A 24,240-nucleotide genomic window follows, 5' to 3' on the forward strand; every position below is an offset into this window, starting at 1 on the left:
TAAGTAAAATGGATGTTCTACAATCGCTTTTAGAGAATTCTAATTTTCCTGTATTATCAGCTTTAATACTAGGATTAATGACAGCTATTAGCCCTTGTCCTTTAGCTACTAACATTACTGCGACTGCATTTATTTCTAAAAATATTTCGAATAAAAAAAAAGTATTCCTAAGTGGTTTATTGTATTCTCTTGGTCGTGGTTTTAGTTATACTGTAATTGGTTTAATACTTTATTTTGGCGCTAGTAAATTTCATATTGCAAGATTTTTTAACCAAAATGGCGAAAAGTATCTAGGTCCTTTATTGATTATTATTGGCTTAATAATGCTCAATATTATTAAGTTGAATTTCTTAGGGAAGTCTAATTTTCAAGAAAAACTGTCTGATAAATTCAAGGATAAAGGTTTATTGGGTTCATTTCTTATAGGAGTTGTATTTGCTTTAGCCTTTTGTCCTTACTCTGGTGCTTTATTTTTTGGATACTAATTCCTATGAGTATAAGTTCTGTAGACGGATTATATTTACCCATAGTATTCGCCTTAGGAACAGGTTTACCAGTTATTCTTTTTACCTATTTATTGGCGTTTACAGCTGGGAAAATTGGCGTATTCTACAATCGAATTACTAAAATTGAAAAAGTAATGCGTTATATAACTGGTGTCGTTTTTATTAGTACTGGTCTATATTATGTCGCTATTTTCTCAGGACTAATAGACTAAATTGTAAGATAATTTGAAATAATTAAAGAATTACTAATTGAAAATGAATTTGTTTTATTTCAATATAATTTAACTATGACTAAATAAAGAAAAGTTTAAAAATATAATGCTTTTATCAAAAACAAAAATTAACTTAAAATTCTGACTAACATCTCCTTAAGCAAGTCGCCTTGAGGTGTTGCATTAGCACCTACACCTTTGCTTTTTACATCAAATTCTCGTAAAACGCCAATTACATAACTCACTTTTCGCATTGGATAATGACGTGCTGCATCTAAATATTCATTGACAAAATAAGGATTCACTTTTAAAGCTGAAGCAACACTTCTTGGGTTTCTGTCAGACATGCCATGAAGATGTAATAATTGCGAAAAGAAACCAAACAACAAAGCCACAGTTACAACCATAGGATTATCCTTTGGGTTGTCCGCAAAATACTTAGCAATTTTATGCGCTTTTAAAACATCACGTTGTCCAACTGCCTTACGTAATTCAAAATTATTGTAATCTTTACTGATACCAATATTCTCCTCAATATGATCTGGTGTAATTTGAGTACCTTCTGGTAGAACAATTTTAAGTTTACTGAGTTCGTTGTCAATTTTACTTAAATCGGTTCCTAAGAACTCAACTAACATTTGTGCCGCTTTAGGCGCAATATTGTAATTCTGTCCAGCCAAAACACGTCTTATCCAATCGGAAACTTGGTTTTCGTACATTTTTTTACTCTCGTAAACAACGCCAACCTTATTTATAGCTTTATACAAAGCCTTACGCTTATCTAATTTTTTGTATTTATAATTAAGAACTAAAACTGTTGAAGGTTGCGGATTAGCAGCATATTGTGCCAATTTTTCGATACTACGACTTAAATCTTGCGCTTCTTTTACAATGACCACTTGGCGCTCAGCCATCATCGGGTAACGCTTGGCATTACTTACAATATCATCAATAGTTACATCACGACCGTAAAGCACCATTTGATTAAACCCTTTTTCGGCTTCATCTAGCACATTATTTTCAATATAATCAGAAACCTTATCAATATAATAAGCCTCTTCACCCATTAAAAAATAAATAGGTTTAAGGTCTCCCTTTTTTATGGCTGCTACTAATTGTTTTACTTCGTCCAAAAGCTTAAAATTCCGAGTTTATAATTCAAAAATACCTATGCTTAAAATTTAGCTTCAAACTAAATAATAAGGATTTTAGGAATTGAAAATTGTGATTTGCGGTTTTCTACTTTAACTTTGAAAAAAATTAAGGCCTTAACGTGTTTCAAGAACTCAACTTTCCAAAGTTTGAATACCGTTTCAAAAGTACAGAAAATAAAGTTTCTATTTTTGATGTCATTCGGAAAAAATTCATCATTCTTCAACCCGAAGAATGGGTAAGGCAGCATTGCGTTCATTATCTAATAAATGATAAAAACTACCCTATATCATTGATTAATGTCGAAAAAGAACTGACTATAAACGGCTTAAAGAAACGCTATGATATTGTGATTTTTAATTCTGACGGCAGTATTTTTTTAATTGTAGAATGTAAATCGCATAGTATAAAAATAGACCAAACTACTTTTGACCAAATTGCACGTTACAACCTAGTTTTAAATGCCACCTATTTAATGGTTACTAATGGTTTAAATCATTATTATTGTGAAATGGATATGGAAAGTGAACGTTATTCTTTTTTAAAAACAATACCAGATTATAAACCTAATTAAATGCTTCAAACCAAAGATTTTGCTGTTGTTATTTTAAACTGGAATGGAAAAGCTCTGCTTCAGCAATTTTTACCTTCTGTTTTAAAATATTCTGATGATGCTGTGATTTATGTGGCTGATAATGCCTCTACTGATTATTCTGTTGCTTTTATATCTGAAACATTTCCGACGGTAAAAATCATTAATAATAATGAAAATGGAGGTTATGCTAAAGGATATAATGATGCCCTTAAACACGTTGAAGAACCACTAATCTGCTTGGTGAATAATGATATAGAAGTCACGGAGAATTGGTTACAACCTATAATTGCAGAGTTCAATACTGAAGACACTACAGCAATCATTCAACCAAAAATATTAGATTTTAAAGATAAAACGCATTTTGAATATGCTGGTGCAGCTGGAGGATTTATAGATAAATATGGTTATCCTTATTGCAGAGGACGCATATTTGATACTATAGAAGAAGACAAAGGTCAATACAATGATACCAAAGCTATTTTCTGGGCTTCTGGTGCTTGTTTTTTTATTAAAAACTCAGTTTATAAGGAATTAGAAGGTTTTGATGAATCTTATTTTGCGCACATGGAGGAAATTGATTTGTGCTGGCGCGCTTTTAATAATAATTATAATACCAAGTATATAGGGACTTCTACCGTTTATCATGTTGGTGGTGCAACTTTAAGCAACACAAATCCTAGAAAAACGTATCTCAATTTTAGAAATAGCCTGTTTACACTTTTAAAGAATACAGATTCTAATCTGCTTTATAAAATATGGGTTAGAATGGTACTTGATGGTGTTGCAGGAGTTCGGTTTTTGTTTCAACTTAAACCTGCTTTTTTAGTTGCAATTCTTAAAGCTCACTTTTCTTTTTATGTAAATCTACCAAGACTTTTAAAACAGCGCAAACAGTTACCTAAACGTCCTGGTTATTACGAATCGAGCTCTATTGTTTGGTCTTATTTTATAAAGAAAAGAACAACATTTTAATTGTTTATAAAACTGTTAAAGTTTTTGTTAATCCATGTACCATCGACTCTTCTTTTGCATAATTTTGTTATGTTAAAACTAAAATTTTAAACTATAATTAAATTATGAAAAAATTAATGTTATTAAGTGCATGTACAATGTTGTTTTTGGCGTCTTGTGTGTCGAAAAAAGAGCACCTTGCATTACAAGAAAAATATCAAGAAACTCAAGATTTATTAAATACTGCAACTGTTAAATTAAATAGTTGTCTATCTGATGTTGCTGCAGCAAACGCGCGAGTAGAAACGATGAAAGATCAGTTATCTGATTTACGTAAATCGAATCAAGATTTAATTGATACCAAAGGAAACTTAACAACTTTAACTCAAAAAGGTGCTGAGAATCTTGAAAAATCATTAGAAAGTTTAAAAGAACGTGATTTAAAAATCACAAGATTACAAGATGCTTTAACTAAAAAAGATAGTGTAACACTTGCTGTTGTGACTAGTCTTAAAAAAGCAGTTGGTATAAGTGATCCAGATATTGAAATTAACGTAGAAAAAGGAGTTGTATTTATTTCTATTGCAGATAAATTATTATTTCAAAGTGGAAGCTATAACGTAACTACAAGAGCTAATGAAATTTTAGGAAAAGTAGCGAAGGTTATTAATAGCAAACCAGATTTTGAAGCTATGGTAGAATCTCATACTGACAATGTACCTTATAACAAACCACCATTAATTGACAACTGGGATTTAAGTGTTAAACGTGCTACTTCAGTAGTAAGAGTTTTAGAGAGCTTAGGAGTTAATTCTCAACAATTAATTGCTTCTGGTCGTAGTTCTTACGTACCGTTAGTAGAAAATGACACTGCTGAGAATAGAGCAAAAAACAGACGCACACGTATTGTTGTATTACCAAAAATTGACCAGTTCTACGAAATGGTTGAGTCTGAAATGAAAAACTTATCTGAAGGAAAGTAATCCAATCAGATTTTTAGAATAAGAAAAACCCAATGCAATTGCATTGGGTTTTTTATTTACTCAAAAATTAATTACTTCACATTATCATAAGATTTTACTAGTCTTATAAACTCAGATCTAAAGCCGTCTTTATTTAGAAACCTCTACCTTAGTAAAACTTATAATGAGTTAACGCTCTATAACCGACTTAATCGTTTTTTTACGTTGAATTTTACCATTAACGGTTTCTAAGAAACGATCTATAAAATAAATTTCTTTTGGTACTTCATATTTCGTTAAGTCCTTAAGAATTTTAATTCTACTTGCTATGCTCTCTTTAGAATCGCGAGGATTTTCTACAATTAGAATCAATTTTTCACCTAATTCTGCATCATCTTCACCTGCTACAATAAAACGCTCATCAATTACAGGTTGAAGTTTTTCTTCAATTTGCTCAGGAAATAACTTAACACCTCCAGAATTAATTACATTATCAAAACGCCCCAAAAGTTTAAAGCTTGTTTCAGATTTTAAATCCACTATATCATTAGTAACTAAAGTCTCGTTAACTAATTTTGGTGCGTGAATTACTAAACAATGTCTATCATCTTGCTCAAAATTAATATTTTCTAAAGCATTAAAAAAATGCTCTTTTTTACCAGATTTAGACTCTAAAGACCTTACAGCAACGTGTGTTACTGTTTCTGTCATTCCGTAGGTTTCATAAAACCTAGGCTCACAGTTTTTAATTTTCTCAATTAATGGCTTTGTTACCTTAGAACCACCAACGATAATAGTTTTAATATTCTCAATATGATTTATAGTGTGCTTTAATTGCAACGGAATCATTGCACAGAAATCGTAAGGCACTTCATAATCGAAAATAGGATGTCCTGATGGCTCTACAAAATCTATTTCTAATCCTAACACCAAAGCACGTACAAACATCATTTTACCAGCAATGAAATGACTTGGCAAGCAATGTAAAGCTTTATCTCCTGGTTCTAACCCAAAAAAGTTACCTGTAGCTATGGCAGAGTTTACCATGGCTTGTTTTTTAAGTTTAATTTCTTTTGGGTAACCTGTAGAGCCAGACGTGTTAACAATTAAAAAGTCTTTATTATTTAACCAATCTATTAGAAAATTTCCAGTTATTCTTTCGTAAGGTTTACCTTCTTTTATAAGACTGTAGGCGACTTCTTTTAGGTCTTCATGATTAAAATGAAGTCCATTAAACTTAAAACGATTATGTACTTTTTCGTATGTTGGTGTCATAATTTCTTATTCAATTATTTTATAATCTTCTTTTGGAGGCTCAGTAACTTTTCCGAATAATTTATCTTTCCAATTGGTCCATCCATACATTTTAGAAAGGATGAATAACAAGATAGGAAAAATAACAAACACGGGAACAACAATATCTACTAATGCAGCTTCTGTTGGATCTGACGTATCTTTTAAAATGGAATACGTTTGAAATGCTGTCCAATCTGCTGTAACCAATAAAGCTGTAAACAAATTATTAGCTGCATGAAAGCCAAGTGCTAACTCCATGCCTTCATCCATTAAGGTGATAATACCTAGAAAAAAACCTGTTCCGATATAATATATCATTATAACATAGCCCAATTTTTCAACTTCAGGGTTTGCAATATGTAACATTCCGAAAACGACTGATGTTACAATTAAAGGAAACCATTTTGTTTTAGTTAACACTCCTAAACCTTGCATTAAATACCCTCTAAATAAATACTCTTCGCAACTTGTTTGAAGCGGCACTAAAGCAATTGCAATTACACTTAAAATCAAGAAATTCTTTAATTCAAAATTCCAAACATAGTTCTCTGGTGACATAAAATAATCCACCAAAACTAATCCTGAAGATAAAATTCCCCAAGCAAAAAATATAACCCAAAAACGTTTCCAATCTATCTTCTTTCTTGCTGTAGTTAATTGAGTTATGGTCATTTTGTGCAACCATTTGTTTACCGCAAATATTCCGACTAAACCAACTGCAAATGACAATAGCATTAGTGCTAAATTAAGATTAGATTCTAAAACACCCATCATAGTACTCTCGTCTAATTCAAATAAATTAAGGCCTTGGTTATTGGCTTCAACAATAGCAGCAACCGTAAACGGTATTTGACCTGCCACTACAAAAATGATAATAATGATTGTTCCTACGAGATATCTCCATCCTTCATGTAATCCTTTGTAGGCTTGTTGTATGTAATTCATGCTTATAAATTAAATTTCCAGGGTTGTTTTAAATTGTATTGCAAAGTACCATTTTTTACTATTAATGGCGAAGAAAAATTATTGGTATATAAACTTCCAGTTCCTAAACCTTGTGGCATTTTACTATTTAAAGTGTAGGTCCATTGAGAAATGGCATTTAAGCCTACATTACTCTCTAAAGCACTTGTAATCCACCAGTTTATATTCAATTTTTCTGCTATATCAATCCACTCTTTACTTCCGGAAAAACCACCAACTAAACTCGGTTTTAGAATTATATATTGCGGATTTATAGTCTGCAATACATTTTGCTTCTCCTCATTTTTAAATACACCTATCAATTCTTCATCTAAAGCAATTGGCAAAGGCGTGTCTTCACAAAGTTTTGCCATAACCTCAAACTGCTTAGGTTTTATTGGTTGCTCAATGGAATGTAATTTGTATTCTGAAAGTCGTTTTAGTTTCTCTAAAGCTTCATTTGGTAAAAAAGCTCCATTGGCATCTACTCGCAATTCTATGTCGTTAACAGAAAACACTTTTCGTATAGATTTTAAAATATTTAATTCCGTTTGAAAATCTATTGCTCCAATCTTTAGTTTTATGCAATCAAAACCAGCTGCAATTTTTTCTTTTATTTGAGTACGCATAAAGTCTTCGCTTCCCATCCAAACTAAGCCGTTTATTGGAATTGAATCTTGGCCTGTTGAAAAATCTGATGGAAATAATTCAAACTGATCTGTACTTTCTAAAGACTTAAAAGCGGTTTCTACCCCAAATTGAATACTCGGAAACTCTATAAGATCACTTAAAAGCTCATCTAATCCTAAATTAATGTTATCACAAGTCCATTTAAGTTTAGCTTCATAATCTGGTCTATCATCAATAGACAAACCTCTTAAAATACCACACTCTCCTACTCCAGTTTTACCGTTTTGTTCTATAACAATAAACCAAGTTTCTTTGGTCGTCATTACACCTCTCGATGTTCCGCTTGGTCGTTTAAACTCTAAATTATATTTGTGATAGGTTGCTTTCATATGAACAACCAAAAATAGGTAATAAATGGATTTATATTACTATCATAATCAAATTTTGAATACTAAAAGCAACATAAATTATTAAAATAAAATTGTCTCTAGTTACCAAACACCTTTTCTTTTTTCAATTTTTCAACCCAATGTTTATAACCCAACTCATTTAAATGAGTCCCATCTGTGGTAAGATTATCTTTTAATAATCCTTTTTCGTTAGCAAATACGTCAAATAGATTGATGATTTTGTAATTCCCATCACTCTCATGATTCTTAATTATGGAATTCACTTTATTAATATTGTCTGCCATGAAATCTTTTGAAGTTGGCAATATAGTTTGCAAATAAATTTTTGTTTCAGGCGATTTTTTTTGAATGATTTCTGTTATTTTAATAATATTATGCGCCACATATTCAGCAGATGGAATTTCTTCTTCATAATGCAAGTTGAATAAATCGTTAATACCAACTAGCAACAATATCTTTTTAGGTTTATAGTAGATAATTTCATCCAAACGTTTTAAAAGACCATCAGTAACATCGCCTGCAATTCCTCTATTTTTTACGTTTTTTAAATTTAATTTTTTGCCCCAATTTTCGCCTTGTTCTGTAATGCTGTTACCAACAAATACTATATCTCCAAAATTTAGTGGTGCTTTTTTAAATTGAGCTATACGTTGTTTATAATGTACTTTTGTCCAAAGCCCATGATACTTAATTTGGGTTGAATCACTTGGATACAAGCTATCAATATGACTTTCCTTTAAATAGGAAGTCTTAAAAGGCACTAACATGCTTTGCTGTGGTAATAATTCTATAAAATTGCCCTTTTCATTTTTTACCCAAACAGAAATAGTTTTCGATGGATTGAAGACCTTATTCTTAGAATACTCTAAGTTTTTAATAGCATTTAAATAATCAGCAACCTCAATAGTTTGGGCATACCAAATTTCTTTTTGATTCCCTAGAATATTGCAAAGCGAATCTGCTAATTCCCAATTATTATGAAACTCGTAACTATGACCCCAAATATTTAACAACTGCATTTCATTAGATTTACTATACCTAAAATAAGAAGCATAATTAGATGCTTCTAAAATATGACAGGTTGGATTTAGTGTTAGAAAATTAGAGCTTGGTAATTCAAAATTATGAGTTGAAGCGGTTGTTCTGGCGTATTTCACATTCAACTGTTTTAAAATTTCTAAGGTTTTATCGTCATATGCTCCAAATGGATATGCTAATCCTTCTACAAGCTCATGGTTATCTCCTTTTAATTGATTTAATGACTTTAAATCTGAAGCGACTTCCTCTAAAATAATAGAATCCTTTTGATTGTTTAATCCTGTGTGATGTGCTCCATGTCCAGAAATTTCATGACCGTTATAGAGACTCGCGATTTCAGATTCTGAAACAAACGTAACGTTAGTATTTAACTCTGAACTCAACCATTCTGCTTTTTGTCCTAAACGTGCTGAGTTTAAATGAAAAGTCCCAAAAATGTTAGCGTCATTAAGCTTCTCAACCAACAAACGGTCATATTCTGGACCATCATCAAAGCTCATTACTAAACACTTTAATTTTCCATTAGGAAAAGCAAATTGACTTGAATTAATAATAGCATTATATTGTTTTTCTTTTGGATCTAAACTTGTATTTTCTGAATCATTGAAATTACAAGAGACCAAGAATATCGCAAATAGAAAACCATAACTAATCAACTTAAAACGTAAATAGTTTATTGTATTTGTCCTTTTTTCTATCATTAATTGAAATGAATTTAATCGATATAATACTTATACAGCGAGATGCTTTTTATCGTCGCTTCTTCCGAGACTTATGTTTACGCTTTCTACGAGAATCACTTGAAGAATTCGTTGCAGTTGCAGGTACTGCATCATCAAAAGTGTTTTTAACCGCTTTAAGATTGACACTTTTCCATCCCTTACTTTCGGTTTCTGGCACTAATGCTTCTACTAAATCCTTTCTTCCAACTTTATTTAAAGTCTTTCTGATCCAATCTTTATTTTCCTTTTTGTACCAAAAGAAGAAACGATGCTGTTCATCTTTTTCCTTTTTAGATTTAGGCGTTTTAGTTGGTTTTAAAGTATATGGATGATAACCACTGTAATAAATTACTGTAGCAACTGTCATTGGTGTTGGTGTAAACCCTTGTACTTGCTCTAACTGAAAGCCCATATCTTTTGTTTCTGCAGCCAAGTTTGCCATATCCTCTACCTCACATGCAGGATGATTAGATATAAAATAAGGAATCAACTGAAGTTTTAAATTTTTTGCTACATTAATTTTATCGAAACGCTCTTTAAACTTATGAAAATACTTAAATGAAGGTTTACGCATCAACTTTAAAACAGGATCAGAGGTATGCTCTGGCGCTACTTTTAAACGACCAGAAATATGTTTAGTCATTACCTCTTCCGTGTAATCGTCTAATTCTTTTGGATCTGCATTTTTATTGAATTCTGGCACTAACATATCATGACGAATACCACTACCAATAAATGATTTCTTTATTTTCGGATGTTTATCAACCGCCTGATATAACTCAGTTAACGGCTTATGTGACGTATCTAAATTACTACAAATTACAGGTGAAATACAAGAAGGTGCTACACATTTATCGCAAATGGATTGCACTTTTCCTTTCATCTTATACATATTAGCAGATGGTCCGCCAATATCTGATAAATAGCCTTTAAAATCTGGCATATTTGCCACTTTATCAACTTCTCTTAATACAGATTCTTGACTACGACTAGCAATAAATTTTCCTTGATGTGCAGAAATAGTACAGAAACTACAACCACCGAAACATCCACGGTGAATGTTTATAGAAAACTTAATCATTTCAAACGCAGGTATTGGTCCACGCTTATTGTATTTTGGATGCGGTAATCTTGTATATGGCAAATCGAAAGACGCATCTATCTCCTCTTCTAACATTGTTGGAAATGGTGGATTAATCACCAATGTTCTGTCATTAACTTGTTGAAAAATTCGATTTGCTTTTAACTTATTTGATTCTTGCTCAATCACTTTAAAGTTAGAGGCAAATTTCTTCTTATCGTTTAAACAAATTGTATGCGAATGAATTTCGACGTCATCCCAGTTCTTGTTTTTAGGAATCGCCTCATTTTTATTTACTAAAACAGCCGTTTGTTTTATTGTTCTTAAACTAGAAAATGGCACTCCCTTTTGTAATAATTCAACAATTTCTCGCAAAGGTTGTTCTCCCATTCCGTAAACCAACATATCTGCTTTAGAAGTTTCTAAAATAGATGGCATTAGTTTATCGCTCCAATAATCGTAATGTGTAACACGACGCAATGATGCTTCAATACCACCAATTAAAACAGGCACATCTGGGAATTTTTCTTTTAATATCTTAGAATACACTGAAGTTGCGTAATCTGGTCTAAACCCTTTGTCACCATTTGGTGTGTAAGCATCATTATCACGACGTTTCTTAGTCGCTGTATAGTTACTTACCATAGGATCCATACAACCACCTGTAACACCAAAGAATAATCTTGGTGTTCCTAGTTTTGTAAAATCTTGTAAATTATCGTTAACACTTGGTTGCGGAACGATAGCCACTTTTAAACCGTAACTTTCTAAAATACGACCAATTACAGCTGGTCCAAAAGATGGATGGTCTACATAAGCATCTCCACTAAATAGAATGACATCTAATTCTTCCCAACCTCTAAGTTTTACTTCTTTGTTAGTTGTAGGCAGCCAATCTGTAAGTTGATTAATTTTCATAGTGCTGCAAAGATACAGTTAAATTAACGTTATGAAATATTACTGTTAAAACTACTATTCAGCTTTAACATTTAAAATCCAAGTAAGGGCTTTTTCTTTAGTCGCTCTAAAAATGGTACTGTGGTCTTCATTAGGCTCATCAGAGTGTTTCCATGTTAGGTTTTGTGGCGTATTACTTTCTAATGTTTTTGCTAAATTATTAGTATGTACAGAAATATCTTCTACGCTAGAACCTGCAAACCAAAGTCTTGTAGGTTGTAAAGGCTGGCTATTTATCAATATCTTCGCGTTTTGTTCTAAGTAATTATCATTCCACCAAAGTGAAGGATCCATTGCTACATAAAAATTAAAGGTATCTGGTTTTAATAATAATGTTTCAACCACAAATAAGCCTGCTAGAGATTCTCCAATAATACCTTTTTCATTGGTTGTTCTGTATCTTTTATTTATTTCAGGCATTAATTCATCTGAAATAAAAGCTCTAAATACTTTTGCGCCATCTGTTAATGGACAATATTCTTCATCTGCCTTAACTTCTGAAAAGCCTGATAAATCTCTTCGTCTATCTGTATTCTCAATTCCCACTAATATAATTGGAGGAATACTTTTATTCTCTACCAATTTCGCAATAGTATTTGCTATGTGCGGAAAATCTTCTTGTACTACACCTCCATCTGGCATATACAAAACAGGAAAAGAATCTTTGCTCGTTTTATAATTAGGAGGTGTCCAAACATTAATTACTCTAGTTTCATTTACAATTTTGGATTCAATGGTAAAATCATCATGTTCTGGAATTGGGTCATTAAATTGTGCTGTGTTTTTACAACTCAACGTCACAATCAATAATACTGATAAATAAATGCACTTTTTCATACTTTATAGATTAGAATAATCAGTTTGTTTTGTTTCTACAATTCTACACTTTCACCAATATCCAATAACATTAAATCCTTATTCTTATCAAAGAATTTTCGTTTGGCTTCTTCATGATTAATCTCAATATATCCAAATGTATCAAAATGATACCCTAAGACTTTATCGCATTCTACTAAATCACTCGCCAAAATAGCATCTTCTATTCCCATGGTGAAATTATCTCCAATTGGTAAAATAGCTAAATCTAATTTAGTTTGCATCGGAATGAGCTTCATATCCATCGTTAACGCTGTATCACCAGCAATATAAATAGTTTTGTGCTCTCCTTCTATAATAAAACCTCCTGGTTGACCTCCATAACTACCATCTGGAAATGATGATGTATGTATGGCATTTACATATTTAAGATTTCCAAATTCAAAATCCCAAGAACCACCTAAATTCATAGGATGACCCTCTAATCCCTTTTTCTGATAATGTTCAACAATTTCAAAGTTAGAAACAATTATGGCGCCTGTGCGTTTAGCAATAGCTTCAACATCTAAAGTATGATCTTGATGTGCATGTGTTACTAAAATATAGTCGGCTTTTAGAGTATTAATATCAATGCTTGAAGCTTTTTCATTTCCTGAGATAAATGGATCAACTAAAATATATGTATCCTTTATTTGAATGCCTAATGAAGCATGACCGTAGAATGTAATTTTCATGTGTTATTATTTAGAAATAAATTTAAAAATAGAATGGAACACTAAAATTAATATAATATATAACCAATACCTAATAGTACAGAATATAGAAATGTTGACAATGCCACAACTTTTAATTGGCTATCAAAATCACTTGGAGAATGAGCAACCCTAATCTTTTTTACGTGAATAATTAAAGGAATAAATGCTATTAAATATAAAAAATTGTAAAGCTCAACATAATATAAGATTGAGAAAACTAACGTTAATAACATAGCTCCAACAATCAAGAAATAATGATATTTTTTGGCACGTGGCAAACCTAATTTAACTGCTAGAGTAATTTTATTTGATTTTTCGTCAGATTCAATATCACGCATGTTATTCAAATTAAGTACAGCAACACTCAATAATCCTAAAGCAATAGCAGGTAAAATTACAACATGATCTATAGTATGCATATACAACACATAACTACCAATAGTACTTACCAATCCAAAAAATACAAATACAAAAACATCACCTAATGCACGATATCCATAAGGCGAATTACCCATGGTATATCTAAGCGCTGAATAAATAGACAATCCTCCTAATATGAAAAACAATAAAATATAGAAAAAATTTGAAGACCCAAATGCCATCCAAATCAACATAACCATTAATACTACAACTATAAGAACATTAAATCTTATAGCTTCATACATTTCCTTTGGTGTTATAGCTCCACTTTGCAAAGCACGTTCTGGCCCTACGCGATCCTCATTATCTGTACCTTTTACACCATCACCATAGTCATTAGCCAAGTTAGATAGTATTTGTAAACTAATGGTTGTAAAAATTGCAAGTACAAAAATTAAAATTTGAAAATGTCCATTATAATAAGCAAAACAACTACCTAAAACAATACCAGAAACAGAAAGCGGAAGCGTTCTTAAGCGCATGGCAGAAAGCCACGGTTTAATTTTATTCATTGCTAAATGTTTATATTAAGGTATCCATTTTTTAGGAAAATTAGGTTTTCTTTTTTCTAAGAATGCATCTCTTCCTTCTTTGGCTTCATCTGTCATATAAGCCAATCGAGTTGCTTCACCTGCAAAAACTTGTTGACCAACCATACCATCATCGGTAAGGTTCATAGCAAATTTTAGCATTTTAATTGATGTTGGTGATTTCGCTAATATTTCTTGAGCCCATTCATAAGCTGTATCTTCTAGTTCTGCATGTGGAATTACGGCATTAACCATTCCCATATCAAAAGCTTCTTGAGCCGAATAATTTCTTCCTAAGAAAAATATTTCTCTAGCTCTTTTCTGACCAACCATTTTTGCTAAATAAGCCGATCCATAACCACCATCAAAACTGGTAACATCTGCATCTGTTTGTTTAAAAATAGCATGCTCTTTACTCGCTAAAGTTAAATCACAAACCACATGTAAACTATGTCCTCCTCCAACTGCCCAACCTGGCACAACTGCTATAACAGCTTTAGGCATAAAACGAATAAGGCGCTGAACTTCTAAAATATTTAAACGATGGTAACCATCTTCACCTACATAACCTTGATGACCTCTAGCTTTTTGATCACCTCCTGAACAAAAACTCCAAATTCCGTCTTTTGTAGAAGGGCCTTCCGCACTTAATAATACAACACCAATATTTACATCTTCTCCTGCATCATAAAATGCATCGTATAGTTCTGATGTTGTTTTTGGTCTAAAAGCATTTCTTATATCTGGTCTATTAAATGCAATCCTAGCAACACCATTACATTTTGAATATGTTATATCTTCATAAGATTTAACAATTTTCCAATCTATATCACTCATGTATCAAATATTTTAAGCGTAAAAGTAATTAATTATTTAAATCTATTTTAAATGAATTCCGTCGTCTTTTATTTCAATTTGACGTTCTTTATAAAGCGTGCCAATCGCTTTTTTAAAGCTTTTTTTACTCATTTGAAGTTGACGCTTTATGTCTTCAGGATTAGATTTATCATGAAGTGGTATAAATCCACCATTATCATGCAGCTCGTTTAGAATATGCTCCGCATTTGGCTCAATGTTTCTATAACCTATTTGGTTAAGAGAAATATCTAGCTTATTATCTGGTCGTACTTTTTTAACAATACCTTTAAGTCGGTCACCAACGCTAATATCTTTATAAATGTCATCATTGAATACTAAACCAAGATGTGTTTTATTCACTATAACATTCATTCCTAAATCTGATGGATGCGAAACAATTAAATCGACTTCATCAAATTGGGCAACCGTTAATTCTTTATTATCTAAAAAGTGATTGGTTTTACTAGAAGCTACTAACCGCTCAGATTCTTCATCTAAATAGCAATACACTAAATACCAGCCACCAGCTTTCATATTAAAAGCTTGCTCTCTAAAAGGGCAAAATAATTCTTTTACTAATCCCCAATCTAAAAATGCACCATACTCTGTAACTTGGTTACATCTCAACAAAGCAAAATCACCTTTTTTAATATAAGGTTTGTCTGTTGTGGCTACAGGTCTTTCTTCATTATCTAAATAAACAAATACTTCAATTTCATCTCCTATTTCAAATGTTTTTGGAACATAACGGTTGGGTAAAAGCACTTCGCCATCTTCACCATCTCCTAAAAATAAACCAGGTTCTGTATCTCTTAAAATTTCTAATGTATTGTATTCACCTAAATATATCATATTGCAAAGATATTGATATTTTAAAAGAATGCAGAAAAACTTTTAATTCTTACTTAAATAAATTTTACATAAAAAAAACGTTGTAATAATTAAATTACAACGCTTTTTTTATAGTATTAAATTCTACTTATGAATAAATAGATTCTTTACCGAAATGCTTACATAATAAATAATAAACAACAGCTCTGTACTTAGTTCTGTTCGATTTACCGTAAGTTTCAATAACTGAATCGATAGCTTTATCTAATGCATCACCATCACTTAATCCTAATTTTTTGATTAAGTAATTGTTTTTTACAGTAGCTAATTCCTTTGCATCTGAACCAGATACAGTTGATGAATCTGCATTATAAATTGAAGGACCTAAACCAACAGTTACTTTAGTTAATAAATCCATGTCTGGAGTAACACCACATTTATCTTTTAAATCTGCTGCGTACTTTACGATTAAGTCGTCTCTTTTACTCATTTTATTATATGTTTTTAGTTAATTAATATTGTTTCCCTAAAGGTAGTTATTTTTTAGAAACGTTAAATATGAAAAAGTCACATTTATTTTTTAAATATCGGGTATCTAATTATTTAATAAACTTAAAATAGTTTAAAAGAATCTCATCATTACTTCTTGATGGTGTAAATATTTCTAATAATTTTGGCTGTTTTGTTGCATTATTAAAATCACTTAATTGTTCATTTAATTCTTCATTATTACTAGCAACGCTATATTCAAAACCATACATTTCACATAACTGTTTTGCTGTTAATTTATGTTTTGTTTCAAAATAAGTATCAAAATTTTCTGTGTTTTTATTTCCAGGAAGTATTCTAAAGATTCCTCCTCCTTCATTATTAATTACTATAATCCTAAAGTTATTCGGTATATAACTGTTCCACAATGCATTACTATCGTAAAAGAAACTTAAATCACCTGTAATAAATGTGGTCTGTTTCTCGTTAGCAACTGCTGCTCCTATTGCTGTACTTGTGCTTCCATCAATTCCGCTTGTGCCTCTATTACAAAAGACTTCTACACTTTTTGGTATTTTAAATAATTGCGTATATCGAATCGCAGAACTATTACCTACTTGCAACATACTGCGCTTAGGTATTTGCTTTAAAATGGAATTGAAAACCGAAAAATCAGAAAACGGAATAGTTTTTAAATACTCATCTTGTAGCTTTCTCCTTTTTTGTCTAACAGCTAACCACGTTGCTTTATATGTACTTTTTGTATGATGTGTAACTTGCGGTAAAAATGAAGCTAAAAACGTATTAGGCCTTAATTTAATATGCTTCTCTAAACAGAAAAACGTATCATTTGCTAGAGATAAACCAACATGCCAATGCTGATCTGGTTTATATGTTCTTAAAAATGCTTTTATCTTTTTTGAAACGATTAAACCGCCAAACGTTAGTAAAACATCTGGTTGAAGAGCTTTTAAATCAGTATCATCTAAAGGCGCAATCATCTTATCGATACCTGGAAAAAAATCTTGGTGATGCAAGTTTGATGTCGTTTCTGTAAATACAATAATGCTGTCATCATCTGCAATTTCCTGAATCCATTGTGCTTCTATAGAATTTGGTTGTAACACACCCACCAAAATCATTTTACGTTTTGCACTGTGCCAAACATCTAACAAGCTTTTAATCTCAAAAGGATCAACCTTATCTACTCTATTTTGAATTTTGAAAGGCTTTGGGTTTATAAATAACTCCTCTGTTGTTTCATACAAAGGTTCGTCAAAAGGAATATTAATATGAACAGGTCCTAAGTTTAATTTTGAAATCGTAAGAGCATCATGAACTTCTGACTCATTATATGTTTGAATGTCTTTTTGAAGTCCTAAAAAGCGTTCAAGCTTATTTTCAAGATTTTTAAATATAGGTAATTCATTTTCTGAAGTTCCGTTTTCTGAATCCTTTAAATCTAATTTTAAATTGGCACTATACAAAACATGTTCTCCAAAAACATTCTTCTGTTTTATGGTTTGCCCATCGCCAATATCTACTAAATGTTTTGGTCTATCTGCAGATAAAACTACTAACGGAATATTACTATAAAATGCTTCTGCAATTGCAGGATAATAGTTTAACACTGCACTACCTGAGGTACAAACTACAGCAACAGGTTCTTGTAGTTGTTGCGCAATACCTAGTGCAAAAAATGCAGCACAACGCTCATCTACAATACTGTAACATTTAAAAAAATCATCGTGTGTAAAACCAATGTTTAAAGGTGCATTTCTGCTTCCTGGAGAAATAACTATATGCTTAATATTATGCGTTTTGCATAAGGTTGTAATGGTTTGTGCTAATGGAATTTTTGAATATATCATAAAATCAATGTTCCGACTTTAAGTCACTTGGAACTTTATTTTTTTGAAAAATAATGCTTTTTTAGTCTAAAACCGAACCTATAGTCCTCGTTTTATTAACGGTTTCTTCCCATTCTTTTTCTGGATTAGAATCTTTAGTAATTCCGCCTCCAACATAAATATGTGCTGTATTATCTGCCAATTGCATACAACGCAGATTCACATAAAAATTAGATTGTGTTCTCACAACCGCGTATGCATTGTTTTCAACGTTACGTCTATTAGTATTTCTTGTTCTACCCTGTTTAAGATTTAATTCACCTAGAAATCCTGTATAGAAATCGCGTTTATAATTTTCATTTTCTAGAATAAACGCTTTAGCATCTGCTTTTGGAAATCCTGAAACCGCTGGTGTAGGATGTAGAGCTTCTATAATTTCTTTTAAGTCCGATTCTTCTTTAATTAAACTAGTTATTCTTGTTTTAAGATGTAATAAGCTACCAGCTCTAACGGTATCAACCTCAGAAACATTAACTTGTTTGGTGTAGGGCTGTATTTGTTTGGTAATATAATCGGTTACAATCTGTTGTTCTTCAAACTCTTTATGTGTCCAAGTTGGTTTTGAGACCCTTTTATAAGGTTGCGTACCTGCTAATGAGATTGTTGTTAATCGTTTGCCTTCAACCTTAAGTAATAGCTCTGGTGTTGCTCCAATCCACAAGCCTACTTTTGGATGATACCAACAATAAACCATTGCATTTTTATACCTATTAAAAAGTCGTTTAAATATGGAGATAGGATTAGAATCTTTAAGCTTTTTAGTTTTACAACGCGATAAAACTACTTTTTGTAATTCTCCTTCTATTATGCTTTCTATACCTTTTGAAACTAATTGTATATGCTGAATTCTATCTGTTTCATTTTCAGTAATAGCAATCGGTTCTATAGCTTCAGCTTCTAACGTTTCAATATCAATTTCAGAAAACACACAAGCTTCCTTAGGGAAAAGAATACTTTTTTCATTCAAATTAAAAGGTGAAAACACAAAACCACTTTCCGTAAATGAATCTGTTTTATGCACAACATCATCCTTTTGCAACCAACATTTAATACTAGAATTTATAGGTCTGCTATAAACAACAAATGGTAATTGTTTGGCGTGCTGAGTTTGTAAAGTTTCAAAAAATGAATCTTCCTTCATTCTCTAGTTATTTTTTAGGAAGTGAAATGGTTGACAAACGGCAAATTGAAATTAAATTATCTGCTTCATCTGTAACTCTAATATCTAATAATTGCGTGGTTCTACCTTTATGTAAAAACGTTGCTTTTGCAAATATGTAGCCTTCACTAACGCTTTTTAAATGATTCGCTGTAATTTCTAATCCTCTAACAAAAAATTTATCAGTATCAATAAATATATGCGTTGCAAAACTGCCAACACTTTCTGCCAAAGCAGCTGTTGCTCCTCCATGCAAAACACCATCTGGTTGATGTACTTTAGAGTTCACAGGCATTCTTGCAGTTAAAAAATCATCGCCAAAGTCCACAATTTCAATACTTAAGGTTTCCATTAACGTATTTTTGCTTGCTTCATTGGCTTTCGCCAACATTTCTTCTTTAGATATTTGCATAGAATTAGTTTAATTTTATAGTTCAAAGATAAAGAAACCACCAAGAATAATGAATTCACAAGAGAAAGAAATCACATATACAAATAGCAACTCCTACTCTACTTTAAATACAATTTCTCAAGAGACTAAAACAATTTGGTTTGTTTGTCATGGCATGGGTTATTTGAGTCGTTATTTTTTAAGATATTTTAAAAAATTAAATCCTGAAGAAAATTACATCATTGCGCCACAAGCGCCAAGTAAATTTTATATACAGCCAAAAATGCACGTTGGTGCCAATTGGTTAACACGCGATGATACGAAAGCCGGAATGCAAAATATTCTGAATTATTTTGATGCTATTTTAGAAGCTGAAAACATTCCGGAAGATGTTAACCTTATCGTTTTTGGTTATTCACAAGGTGTAAGTGTTGCGATGCGCTATTTAGCAAAGCGACAATTGCAATGTAGTCAGTTGGTGTTACATTCTGGTGGAATTCCGAAAGAATTAAACTCTAAAGATTTTGATTTTTTATCTGAAGATACTCAGGTGAAAATGATTTATGGAACTGAGGATGAATATTTGGATGAAGATAGAATTACGAAAGAAACTGAACGTGCAGAATCACTATTTGGCAATCGATTAACTGTGCTTCCTTTTGAAGGAAAACATGTGGTAAATGTTGATTTTATTAATGAATTGGTAAACTAATTTATGTCACTTCGAGTTATTTTGAAGAATAGAAATTACATCTAAAAACGTATAGCTCATTATATCTAAAATCGTTGAGTCCGACTATGTAGCAGCTGCGCCTTCCGATAATATTATATGTTTCAATTAGAAATTGATTTAAGATAAAAAAAAATACACCGAAGAGCTTAACTAATTATAAGCTTCTCGATGCATTTATTATGTCTTAAAGACTTTATTAACTCGTCTTCTGTAACGTTTTATTCTTCTCTTTAAGAATTGCTAATTGCTTTTCTATAAAAGTAATGGCTTGTTCTGTTTTATAACTAGATTTAGATGTAAACTCTTCCATATCTTGTTTAAACTTTTCTTTACCAGAAGCGACTGCTTTAGACAAATCATCTTTCACTTCTGTTAAATCATTAGATAATTGGTCTTTAATGTCCATACCTTCTTTTTTGAGTTTGTCTCTAGTAGCACTTCCTTTTTCTGGTGCTAACAAAACACCTGCTGCTGCTCCTAACAATACTCCTAATACTACTGCTCCTTTATTAATCATAACTTTTTTTCTATTAATTAAACTTGTTCTACTTTATACGTCGCAGAACTTACTGTTTTGTTACAAACAAATTTAGTGCCAAGTATTTAAGAAAGAAATAGAGTTGATTTGCTTAATATTAAAAACTACTCAGTTTTAATAGTGAACTCTCCAAAATGCCATAGAATTCCTGATGGATCATGAAGAAAAAACTCATTTCCCCAATCATTACAGACCACCTCTGAACATCTTACATTTTCATATTTCTCAGTTAAACCACTTTGTTTTAAGAGTTCTAAATGCTGCCGAACATCATCAACTTCTAGAAAAACCATGGTATTATCTACCCAATCTTTTGCGTAATAATCTTGCAAGTAGAACGCGAATTCTCCTGAACTGAATACTGACATGTTATGAGAAATAATAAACTCTTCAAATCCTAAATCTTTATAAAATTGTCTAGAAATAGTATAATTTTTTGAACCTATGAAAGGTCTTATGGATTTTGGTTTTAGTTTCATTTGCTTTTGCTATAATTAATCTATTATTATTATTATTATTATTATTATTATTATTCAGCGCACCTCTTATATGAGTTGGAGTGATTCTTTAGATTGAAAAATTGTATACAGAATGTTTTTACTATTAATGGTTCCCTACACAAAATTCCGAAATAGAAATTTCACTCAGAGTGACAAATTTTGAAATACTATTTTATAGTACTAAATCAACCTTTGAAAATCGTTTTAAAAACAGAAATCCTATAGATATCACGTGGATAATCTGACATTCTAACGTTTTCTTTCTGCAATTCTGTTAATGCATTTTTAGCAATCCATTGAGCCGATTTACTTTCAAATTTAAGAATTTCTTTGGCGACTTCAATCGCTCTTTTATTTAGGTCAACATTTCGCTTTCCAATACTTCTTAAAGCCCAATTTACAGCATTTTTAACGTACAATCTGTCGTCATTAGCTTCTAGTTTTATAATTGTAAAAAACAGCTCAAAAAGTTCGTTTTCTGAAGTTTTATCTGCCATACAATAGGACGCTAGAGTAGCAAATGCAGCTCTTTTTTCAAATTCAGGTTTTCTTGTTGACCATTCTATTATTTTTGCGAATGCAAAGCTGCTTTTAGAAAACAAACCCATACAAAAGTTATCACAAATTTCCCAGTTCTCAAAGGTCTTAACCCATTTTTCCATGAGGTTTTCTGTAACATCTTTGGGTTTAAAAAGTTTGCTACACAACAATCTGGCTTCGTAAATTCCGCTGTCAAACAACTGCAATGCTAGTTCATTATCACTCCCAATTTCTTTAGCAATTACTTTTAAGTCTTTGTGATAAATGCCTAAAGAATTATTCGAGATTATACCGAATTTTTTCTCTTTAAAAATTACCTTTTCGGAGTTTTGGAGATCGTAGAGGGCTTCTATGATTTGGTTGTAGATCAATTTGTTTTGTGCTTAAAATATTCGTGTATGATATAGTTTGGTTGCGTTTGAGACTAATATAACTAATAAGGATGAACTCTTTTCAGTATAGGTAAGCGAAGTTATATTTTTTTGAATAGAAAATCAATACATTACAAGCCTGACTTATAAACAATTATAAACAAAAACTGCTGTTTATCAAACATTTAAAAATCGTAAAACAATAACGTAATAAACACCTTGAGTTTTGTTTTAAGACACGAGAAGTTAAATTCAGTTTTTGATTCCTATTCAATAGTTAACCTTATAGCTTTTGCCAAGCCAACCGCTTTTTTAATAAATAGTCTTTTTCTAAACTATTAGTAACTGTTTTGAGAGCTAAATCTATTTGTAATAGAGCGTCTATTAAATGATTCGTTTCTGCAAAATAATCTGCTTTTGCTGCATAATACAAGTAGGCACGTTGTTCTAAATCTTTAGGTTGTAATTGTTTAAAATAAGCATCTGCTGATTTGTAATCTTTAGTCTGAATGCAAATTACAGCCATTGTTAGCAAGTGTGATGGCATAGGTTGTAATGTGTAAAGTGCATTATACCAACGTAGAATTTTAGACCAATCAGTGTCCTCAAAAGTTTTAGCTCGTAAATGTTCTGCAGCAATGGCAGCTTCATAATGATAACATGAAAAATTTTCCGTTTCAACAGCTTTATGCATCATAGTATTCCCGAGTTGAATTAAAGGAAAATGCCACAATGTTCTGTCTTGTTGTTTTAAATCTAGTACTTCATTATTTACAGTTGTTTTTGCTTCTAATCTAGCAGAATGAAAACACATTAATGCAAAAAGCGCATAACTTTCTGGTAGCTGAGTTTGCTTATGTTTAAGTAATAGTTTGCATAAACGCATGGCTTCTCCACATAAGTCTTCTCGGATTAACTGGTCTTTGCTATTAGAATGAAAACCTTCGTTAAAAATAAGGTACAACACTTCCATTACGCTTTCTAAACGTTCAATCAATGTTTTACCTTGTGGTATATTAAATTGTAAATCTTCTGTTTTAATGGCTTTTCTGGCGCGTAACAAACGTTTTTTGATTGTTTCTTCTTTAGTGAGCAAAGCAGCCGCAATTTCTTTGATACTAAAGCCAGAAACCGTTTTTAAGGCAAACGAAATACGGTCTCTAGAATCGAGTTTTGGATGGCAAGCCGTAAAAATCATTCGGAGTTGTGCATCTTCAATTTCGGCATCTAAAAACAGTTCATTAATTGCAATAGCATCTGTCCCTTGAGAGATATAAGGAAGATTATTCTTTTGGGACTTTAGAGTTCTGAAAATATCTAAAACTCTGTTCTTAGCTGCTTTTGTTAACCAAGCTTCAGGATATTCTGGTTGCTCTTTCCTCCAAGTTAAGCTGGCTTTTATAAACGTATCTTGTATGGCATCTTCAATAATATCTAAATGTTGTAGACCAAATATTCGTGTTAAAACAGAGACCATCTTTCCACTATGATGGCGAAACAGATGGTCTATGTCTTTATATTCCATTTAATATTAACGATCAAATACCATGATTTCACGAATCTCTACTGTACCACCTAAATCGTAATCTGGGAAATCTTGAGCAATTTCTTGTACAGCATCAAAATCTTTGGCTTCTACTAAATAGTAACCTCCAACAATCTCTTTAACTTCTGCTGATGTAATATCAGAAACGGTTCTGTTTTCACCAACTATACGTCTTATTTGAGGTGTTAAAGCTTCTCCTCCTCTAAGTATACCTGCTTGTTCCATTTTGTTTCCCCAAGCAAACCATTTTCCCATTCGGTTTTGAAGTTCTTCTGGTGAAAGTCCTAAATCAGCATAATCTGCGCCAATAAAAATCATCATAAAATTTTTCATAATTTCTAAAATTTAATTGTTTATACCTTTAAGACGTTTACCGAA

General features: G+C 31.6%; 26 protein-coding genes. 6 read left to right on the top strand and 20 right to left on the bottom strand.

Annotation, left to right across the window (positions count from 1 at the left end; genetic code table 11):
• The first annotated feature begins 8 nt into the window (after positions 1-8).
• Both Q0807_RS13910 and Q0807_RS13915 read left to right on the top strand, forming a co-directional pair.
• Positions 9-485: an aromatic aminobenezylarsenical efflux permease ArsG family transporter gene (locus Q0807_RS13910; protein WP_299110736.1), complete on the top strand. Its 477-nt coding sequence runs from the start codon at positions 9-11 to the stop codon at positions 483-485.
• A 5-nt stretch (positions 486-490) separates the two neighbouring features.
• A complete protein-coding gene (locus tag Q0807_RS13915) occupies positions 491-718 on the top strand; it encodes a hypothetical protein (protein WP_299110738.1) in 228 nt (75 codons plus the stop codon).
• 128 nt (positions 719-846) lie between these two features.
• On the opposite strand, the gene holA is transcribed toward Q0807_RS13915, so the two are convergent.
• The gene (gene holA, locus Q0807_RS13920; protein WP_299110740.1) at positions 847-1,851 is read right to left on the bottom strand and encodes a DNA polymerase III subunit delta; all 1,005 of its coding nucleotides are present in this window, start codon (positions 1,849-1,851) and stop codon (positions 847-849) included.
• 140 nt (positions 1,852-1,991) lie between these two features.
• On the opposite strand from holA, the gene Q0807_RS13925 reads away from it, so the two are divergent.
• From Q0807_RS13925 to Q0807_RS13935, 3 genes are all read left to right on the top strand, one after another.
• Positions 1,992-2,444, top strand: a complete 453-nt coding sequence (locus Q0807_RS13925) for a type I restriction enzyme HsdR N-terminal domain-containing protein (RefSeq protein ID WP_299110742.1) — start codon at positions 1,992-1,994, stop codon at positions 2,442-2,444.
• The gene (locus Q0807_RS13930) at positions 2,445-3,437 is read left to right on the top strand and encodes a glycosyltransferase family 2 protein (protein ID WP_299110744.1); all 993 of its coding nucleotides are present in this window, start codon (positions 2,445-2,447) and stop codon (positions 3,435-3,437) included.
• Between the two features lie 104 nt (positions 3,438-3,541).
• Positions 3,542-4,399 carry an OmpA family protein gene (locus Q0807_RS13935; RefSeq protein ID WP_299110746.1) on the top strand — a complete coding sequence of 286 codons (858 nt, stop codon included), beginning with the start codon at positions 3,542-3,544 and terminating at the stop codon, positions 4,397-4,399.
• A gap of 168 nt (positions 4,400-4,567) precedes the next feature.
• On the opposite strand, the gene Q0807_RS13940 is transcribed toward Q0807_RS13935, so the two are convergent.
• From Q0807_RS13940 to Q0807_RS14005, 14 genes are all read right to left on the bottom strand, one after another.
• On the bottom strand, positions 4,568-5,653 hold the full coding sequence (locus tag Q0807_RS13940) for an AMP-binding protein (RefSeq protein ID WP_299110748.1): 1,086 nt from the start codon (positions 5,651-5,653) through the stop codon (positions 4,568-4,570).
• 6 nt (positions 5,654-5,659) lie between these two features.
• The gene (locus tag Q0807_RS13945; protein ID WP_299110750.1) at positions 5,660-6,619 is read right to left on the bottom strand and encodes a CPBP family intramembrane glutamic endopeptidase; all 960 of its coding nucleotides are present in this window, start codon (positions 6,617-6,619) and stop codon (positions 5,660-5,662) included.
• 2 nt (positions 6,620-6,621) lie between these two features.
• Positions 6,622-7,656: an o-succinylbenzoate synthase gene (locus Q0807_RS13950; RefSeq protein WP_299110752.1), complete on the bottom strand. Its 1,035-nt coding sequence runs from the start codon at positions 7,654-7,656 to the stop codon at positions 6,622-6,624.
• A gap of 98 nt (positions 7,657-7,754) precedes the next feature.
• Positions 7,755-9,416, bottom strand: coding sequence for a GDSL-type esterase/lipase family protein (locus tag Q0807_RS13955; protein WP_299110754.1), 1,662 nt, complete (start codon positions 9,414-9,416; stop codon positions 7,755-7,757).
• Between the two features lie 49 nt (positions 9,417-9,465).
• Positions 9,466-11,436 carry a YgiQ family radical SAM protein gene (locus tag Q0807_RS13960; RefSeq protein WP_299110756.1) on the bottom strand — a complete coding sequence of 657 codons (1,971 nt, stop codon included), beginning with the start codon at positions 11,434-11,436 and terminating at the stop codon, positions 9,466-9,468.
• Positions 11,437-11,490: 54 nt separating this feature from the next.
• Positions 11,491-12,312 (bottom strand): alpha/beta hydrolase-fold protein, encoded by an 822-nt coding sequence (locus Q0807_RS13965; protein WP_299110758.1) that lies wholly within the window; start codon positions 12,310-12,312, stop codon positions 11,491-11,493.
• A 35-nt stretch (positions 12,313-12,347) separates the two neighbouring features.
• Positions 12,348-13,025 (bottom strand): metal-dependent hydrolase, encoded by a 678-nt coding sequence (locus tag Q0807_RS13970; RefSeq protein ID WP_299110760.1) that lies wholly within the window; start codon positions 13,023-13,025, stop codon positions 12,348-12,350.
• A 47-nt stretch (positions 13,026-13,072) separates the two neighbouring features.
• The gene (gene menA / locus Q0807_RS13975) at positions 13,073-13,978 is read right to left on the bottom strand and encodes a 1,4-dihydroxy-2-naphthoate octaprenyltransferase (protein WP_299110762.1); all 906 of its coding nucleotides are present in this window, start codon (positions 13,976-13,978) and stop codon (positions 13,073-13,075) included.
• Positions 13,979-13,993: 15 nt separating this feature from the next.
• On the bottom strand, positions 13,994-14,833 hold the full coding sequence (locus Q0807_RS13980; RefSeq protein WP_299110764.1) for a 1,4-dihydroxy-2-naphthoyl-CoA synthase: 840 nt from the start codon (positions 14,831-14,833) through the stop codon (positions 13,994-13,996).
• 42 nt (positions 14,834-14,875) lie between these two features.
• Positions 14,876-15,706: a S1-like domain-containing RNA-binding protein gene (locus Q0807_RS13985; protein WP_299110766.1), complete on the bottom strand. Its 831-nt coding sequence runs from the start codon at positions 15,704-15,706 to the stop codon at positions 14,876-14,878.
• A 127-nt stretch (positions 15,707-15,833) separates the two neighbouring features.
• The gene (locus Q0807_RS13990) at positions 15,834-16,175 is read right to left on the bottom strand and encodes a DUF2853 family protein (protein WP_299110768.1); all 342 of its coding nucleotides are present in this window, start codon (positions 16,173-16,175) and stop codon (positions 15,834-15,836) included.
• Between the two features lie 109 nt (positions 16,176-16,284).
• Positions 16,285-18,045, bottom strand: coding sequence for a 2-succinyl-5-enolpyruvyl-6-hydroxy-3-cyclohexene-1-carboxylic-acid synthase (menD, locus tag Q0807_RS13995; RefSeq protein WP_299110770.1), 1,761 nt, complete (start codon positions 18,043-18,045; stop codon positions 16,285-16,287).
• A 61-nt stretch (positions 18,046-18,106) separates the two neighbouring features.
• The gene (locus tag Q0807_RS14000) at positions 18,107-19,225 is read right to left on the bottom strand and encodes a chorismate-binding protein (protein ID WP_299110773.1); all 1,119 of its coding nucleotides are present in this window, start codon (positions 19,223-19,225) and stop codon (positions 18,107-18,109) included.
• A gap of 7 nt (positions 19,226-19,232) precedes the next feature.
• Positions 19,233-19,655, bottom strand: a complete 423-nt coding sequence (locus Q0807_RS14005) for a PaaI family thioesterase (protein WP_299110776.1) — start codon at positions 19,653-19,655, stop codon at positions 19,233-19,235.
• 49 nt (positions 19,656-19,704) lie between these two features.
• On the opposite strand from Q0807_RS14005, the gene Q0807_RS14010 reads away from it, so the two are divergent.
• Positions 19,705-20,346: an alpha/beta hydrolase gene (locus Q0807_RS14010; RefSeq protein WP_299110778.1), complete on the top strand. Its 642-nt coding sequence runs from the start codon at positions 19,705-19,707 to the stop codon at positions 20,344-20,346.
• Positions 20,347-20,563: 217 nt separating this feature from the next.
• Here the strand turns inward: Q0807_RS14010 and Q0807_RS14015 are convergent, their stop codons facing one another.
• The 5 genes from Q0807_RS14015 to Q0807_RS14035 form a co-directional block, all read right to left on the bottom strand.
• Entirely contained in the window at positions 20,564-20,884 is a 321-nt protein-coding gene (locus Q0807_RS14015; RefSeq protein WP_299110780.1) for a YtxH domain-containing protein, read from the bottom strand.
• A 125-nt stretch (positions 20,885-21,009) separates the two neighbouring features.
• A complete protein-coding gene (locus Q0807_RS14020; protein ID WP_299110782.1) occupies positions 21,010-21,384 on the bottom strand; it encodes a glyoxalase in 375 nt (124 codons plus the stop codon).
• Positions 21,385-21,590: 206 nt separating this feature from the next.
• A complete protein-coding gene (locus Q0807_RS14025) occupies positions 21,591-22,316 on the bottom strand; it encodes a DNA alkylation repair protein (protein WP_299110784.1) in 726 nt (241 codons plus the stop codon).
• A gap of 283 nt (positions 22,317-22,599) precedes the next feature.
• Positions 22,600-23,841: a sigma-70 family RNA polymerase sigma factor gene (locus tag Q0807_RS14030; RefSeq protein ID WP_299110786.1), complete on the bottom strand. Its 1,242-nt coding sequence runs from the start codon at positions 23,839-23,841 to the stop codon at positions 22,600-22,602.
• 6 nt (positions 23,842-23,847) lie between these two features.
• Positions 23,848-24,195, bottom strand: coding sequence for a YciI family protein (locus tag Q0807_RS14035; RefSeq protein WP_299110788.1), 348 nt, complete (start codon positions 24,193-24,195; stop codon positions 23,848-23,850).
• Positions 24,196-24,240 lie beyond the last annotated feature (45 nt).

Origin of the sequence: uncultured Winogradskyella sp. (assembly GCF_947495255.1) — a bacterium.
Taxonomy (GTDB): Bacteria; Bacteroidota; Bacteroidia; order Flavobacteriales; family Flavobacteriaceae; genus Winogradskyella.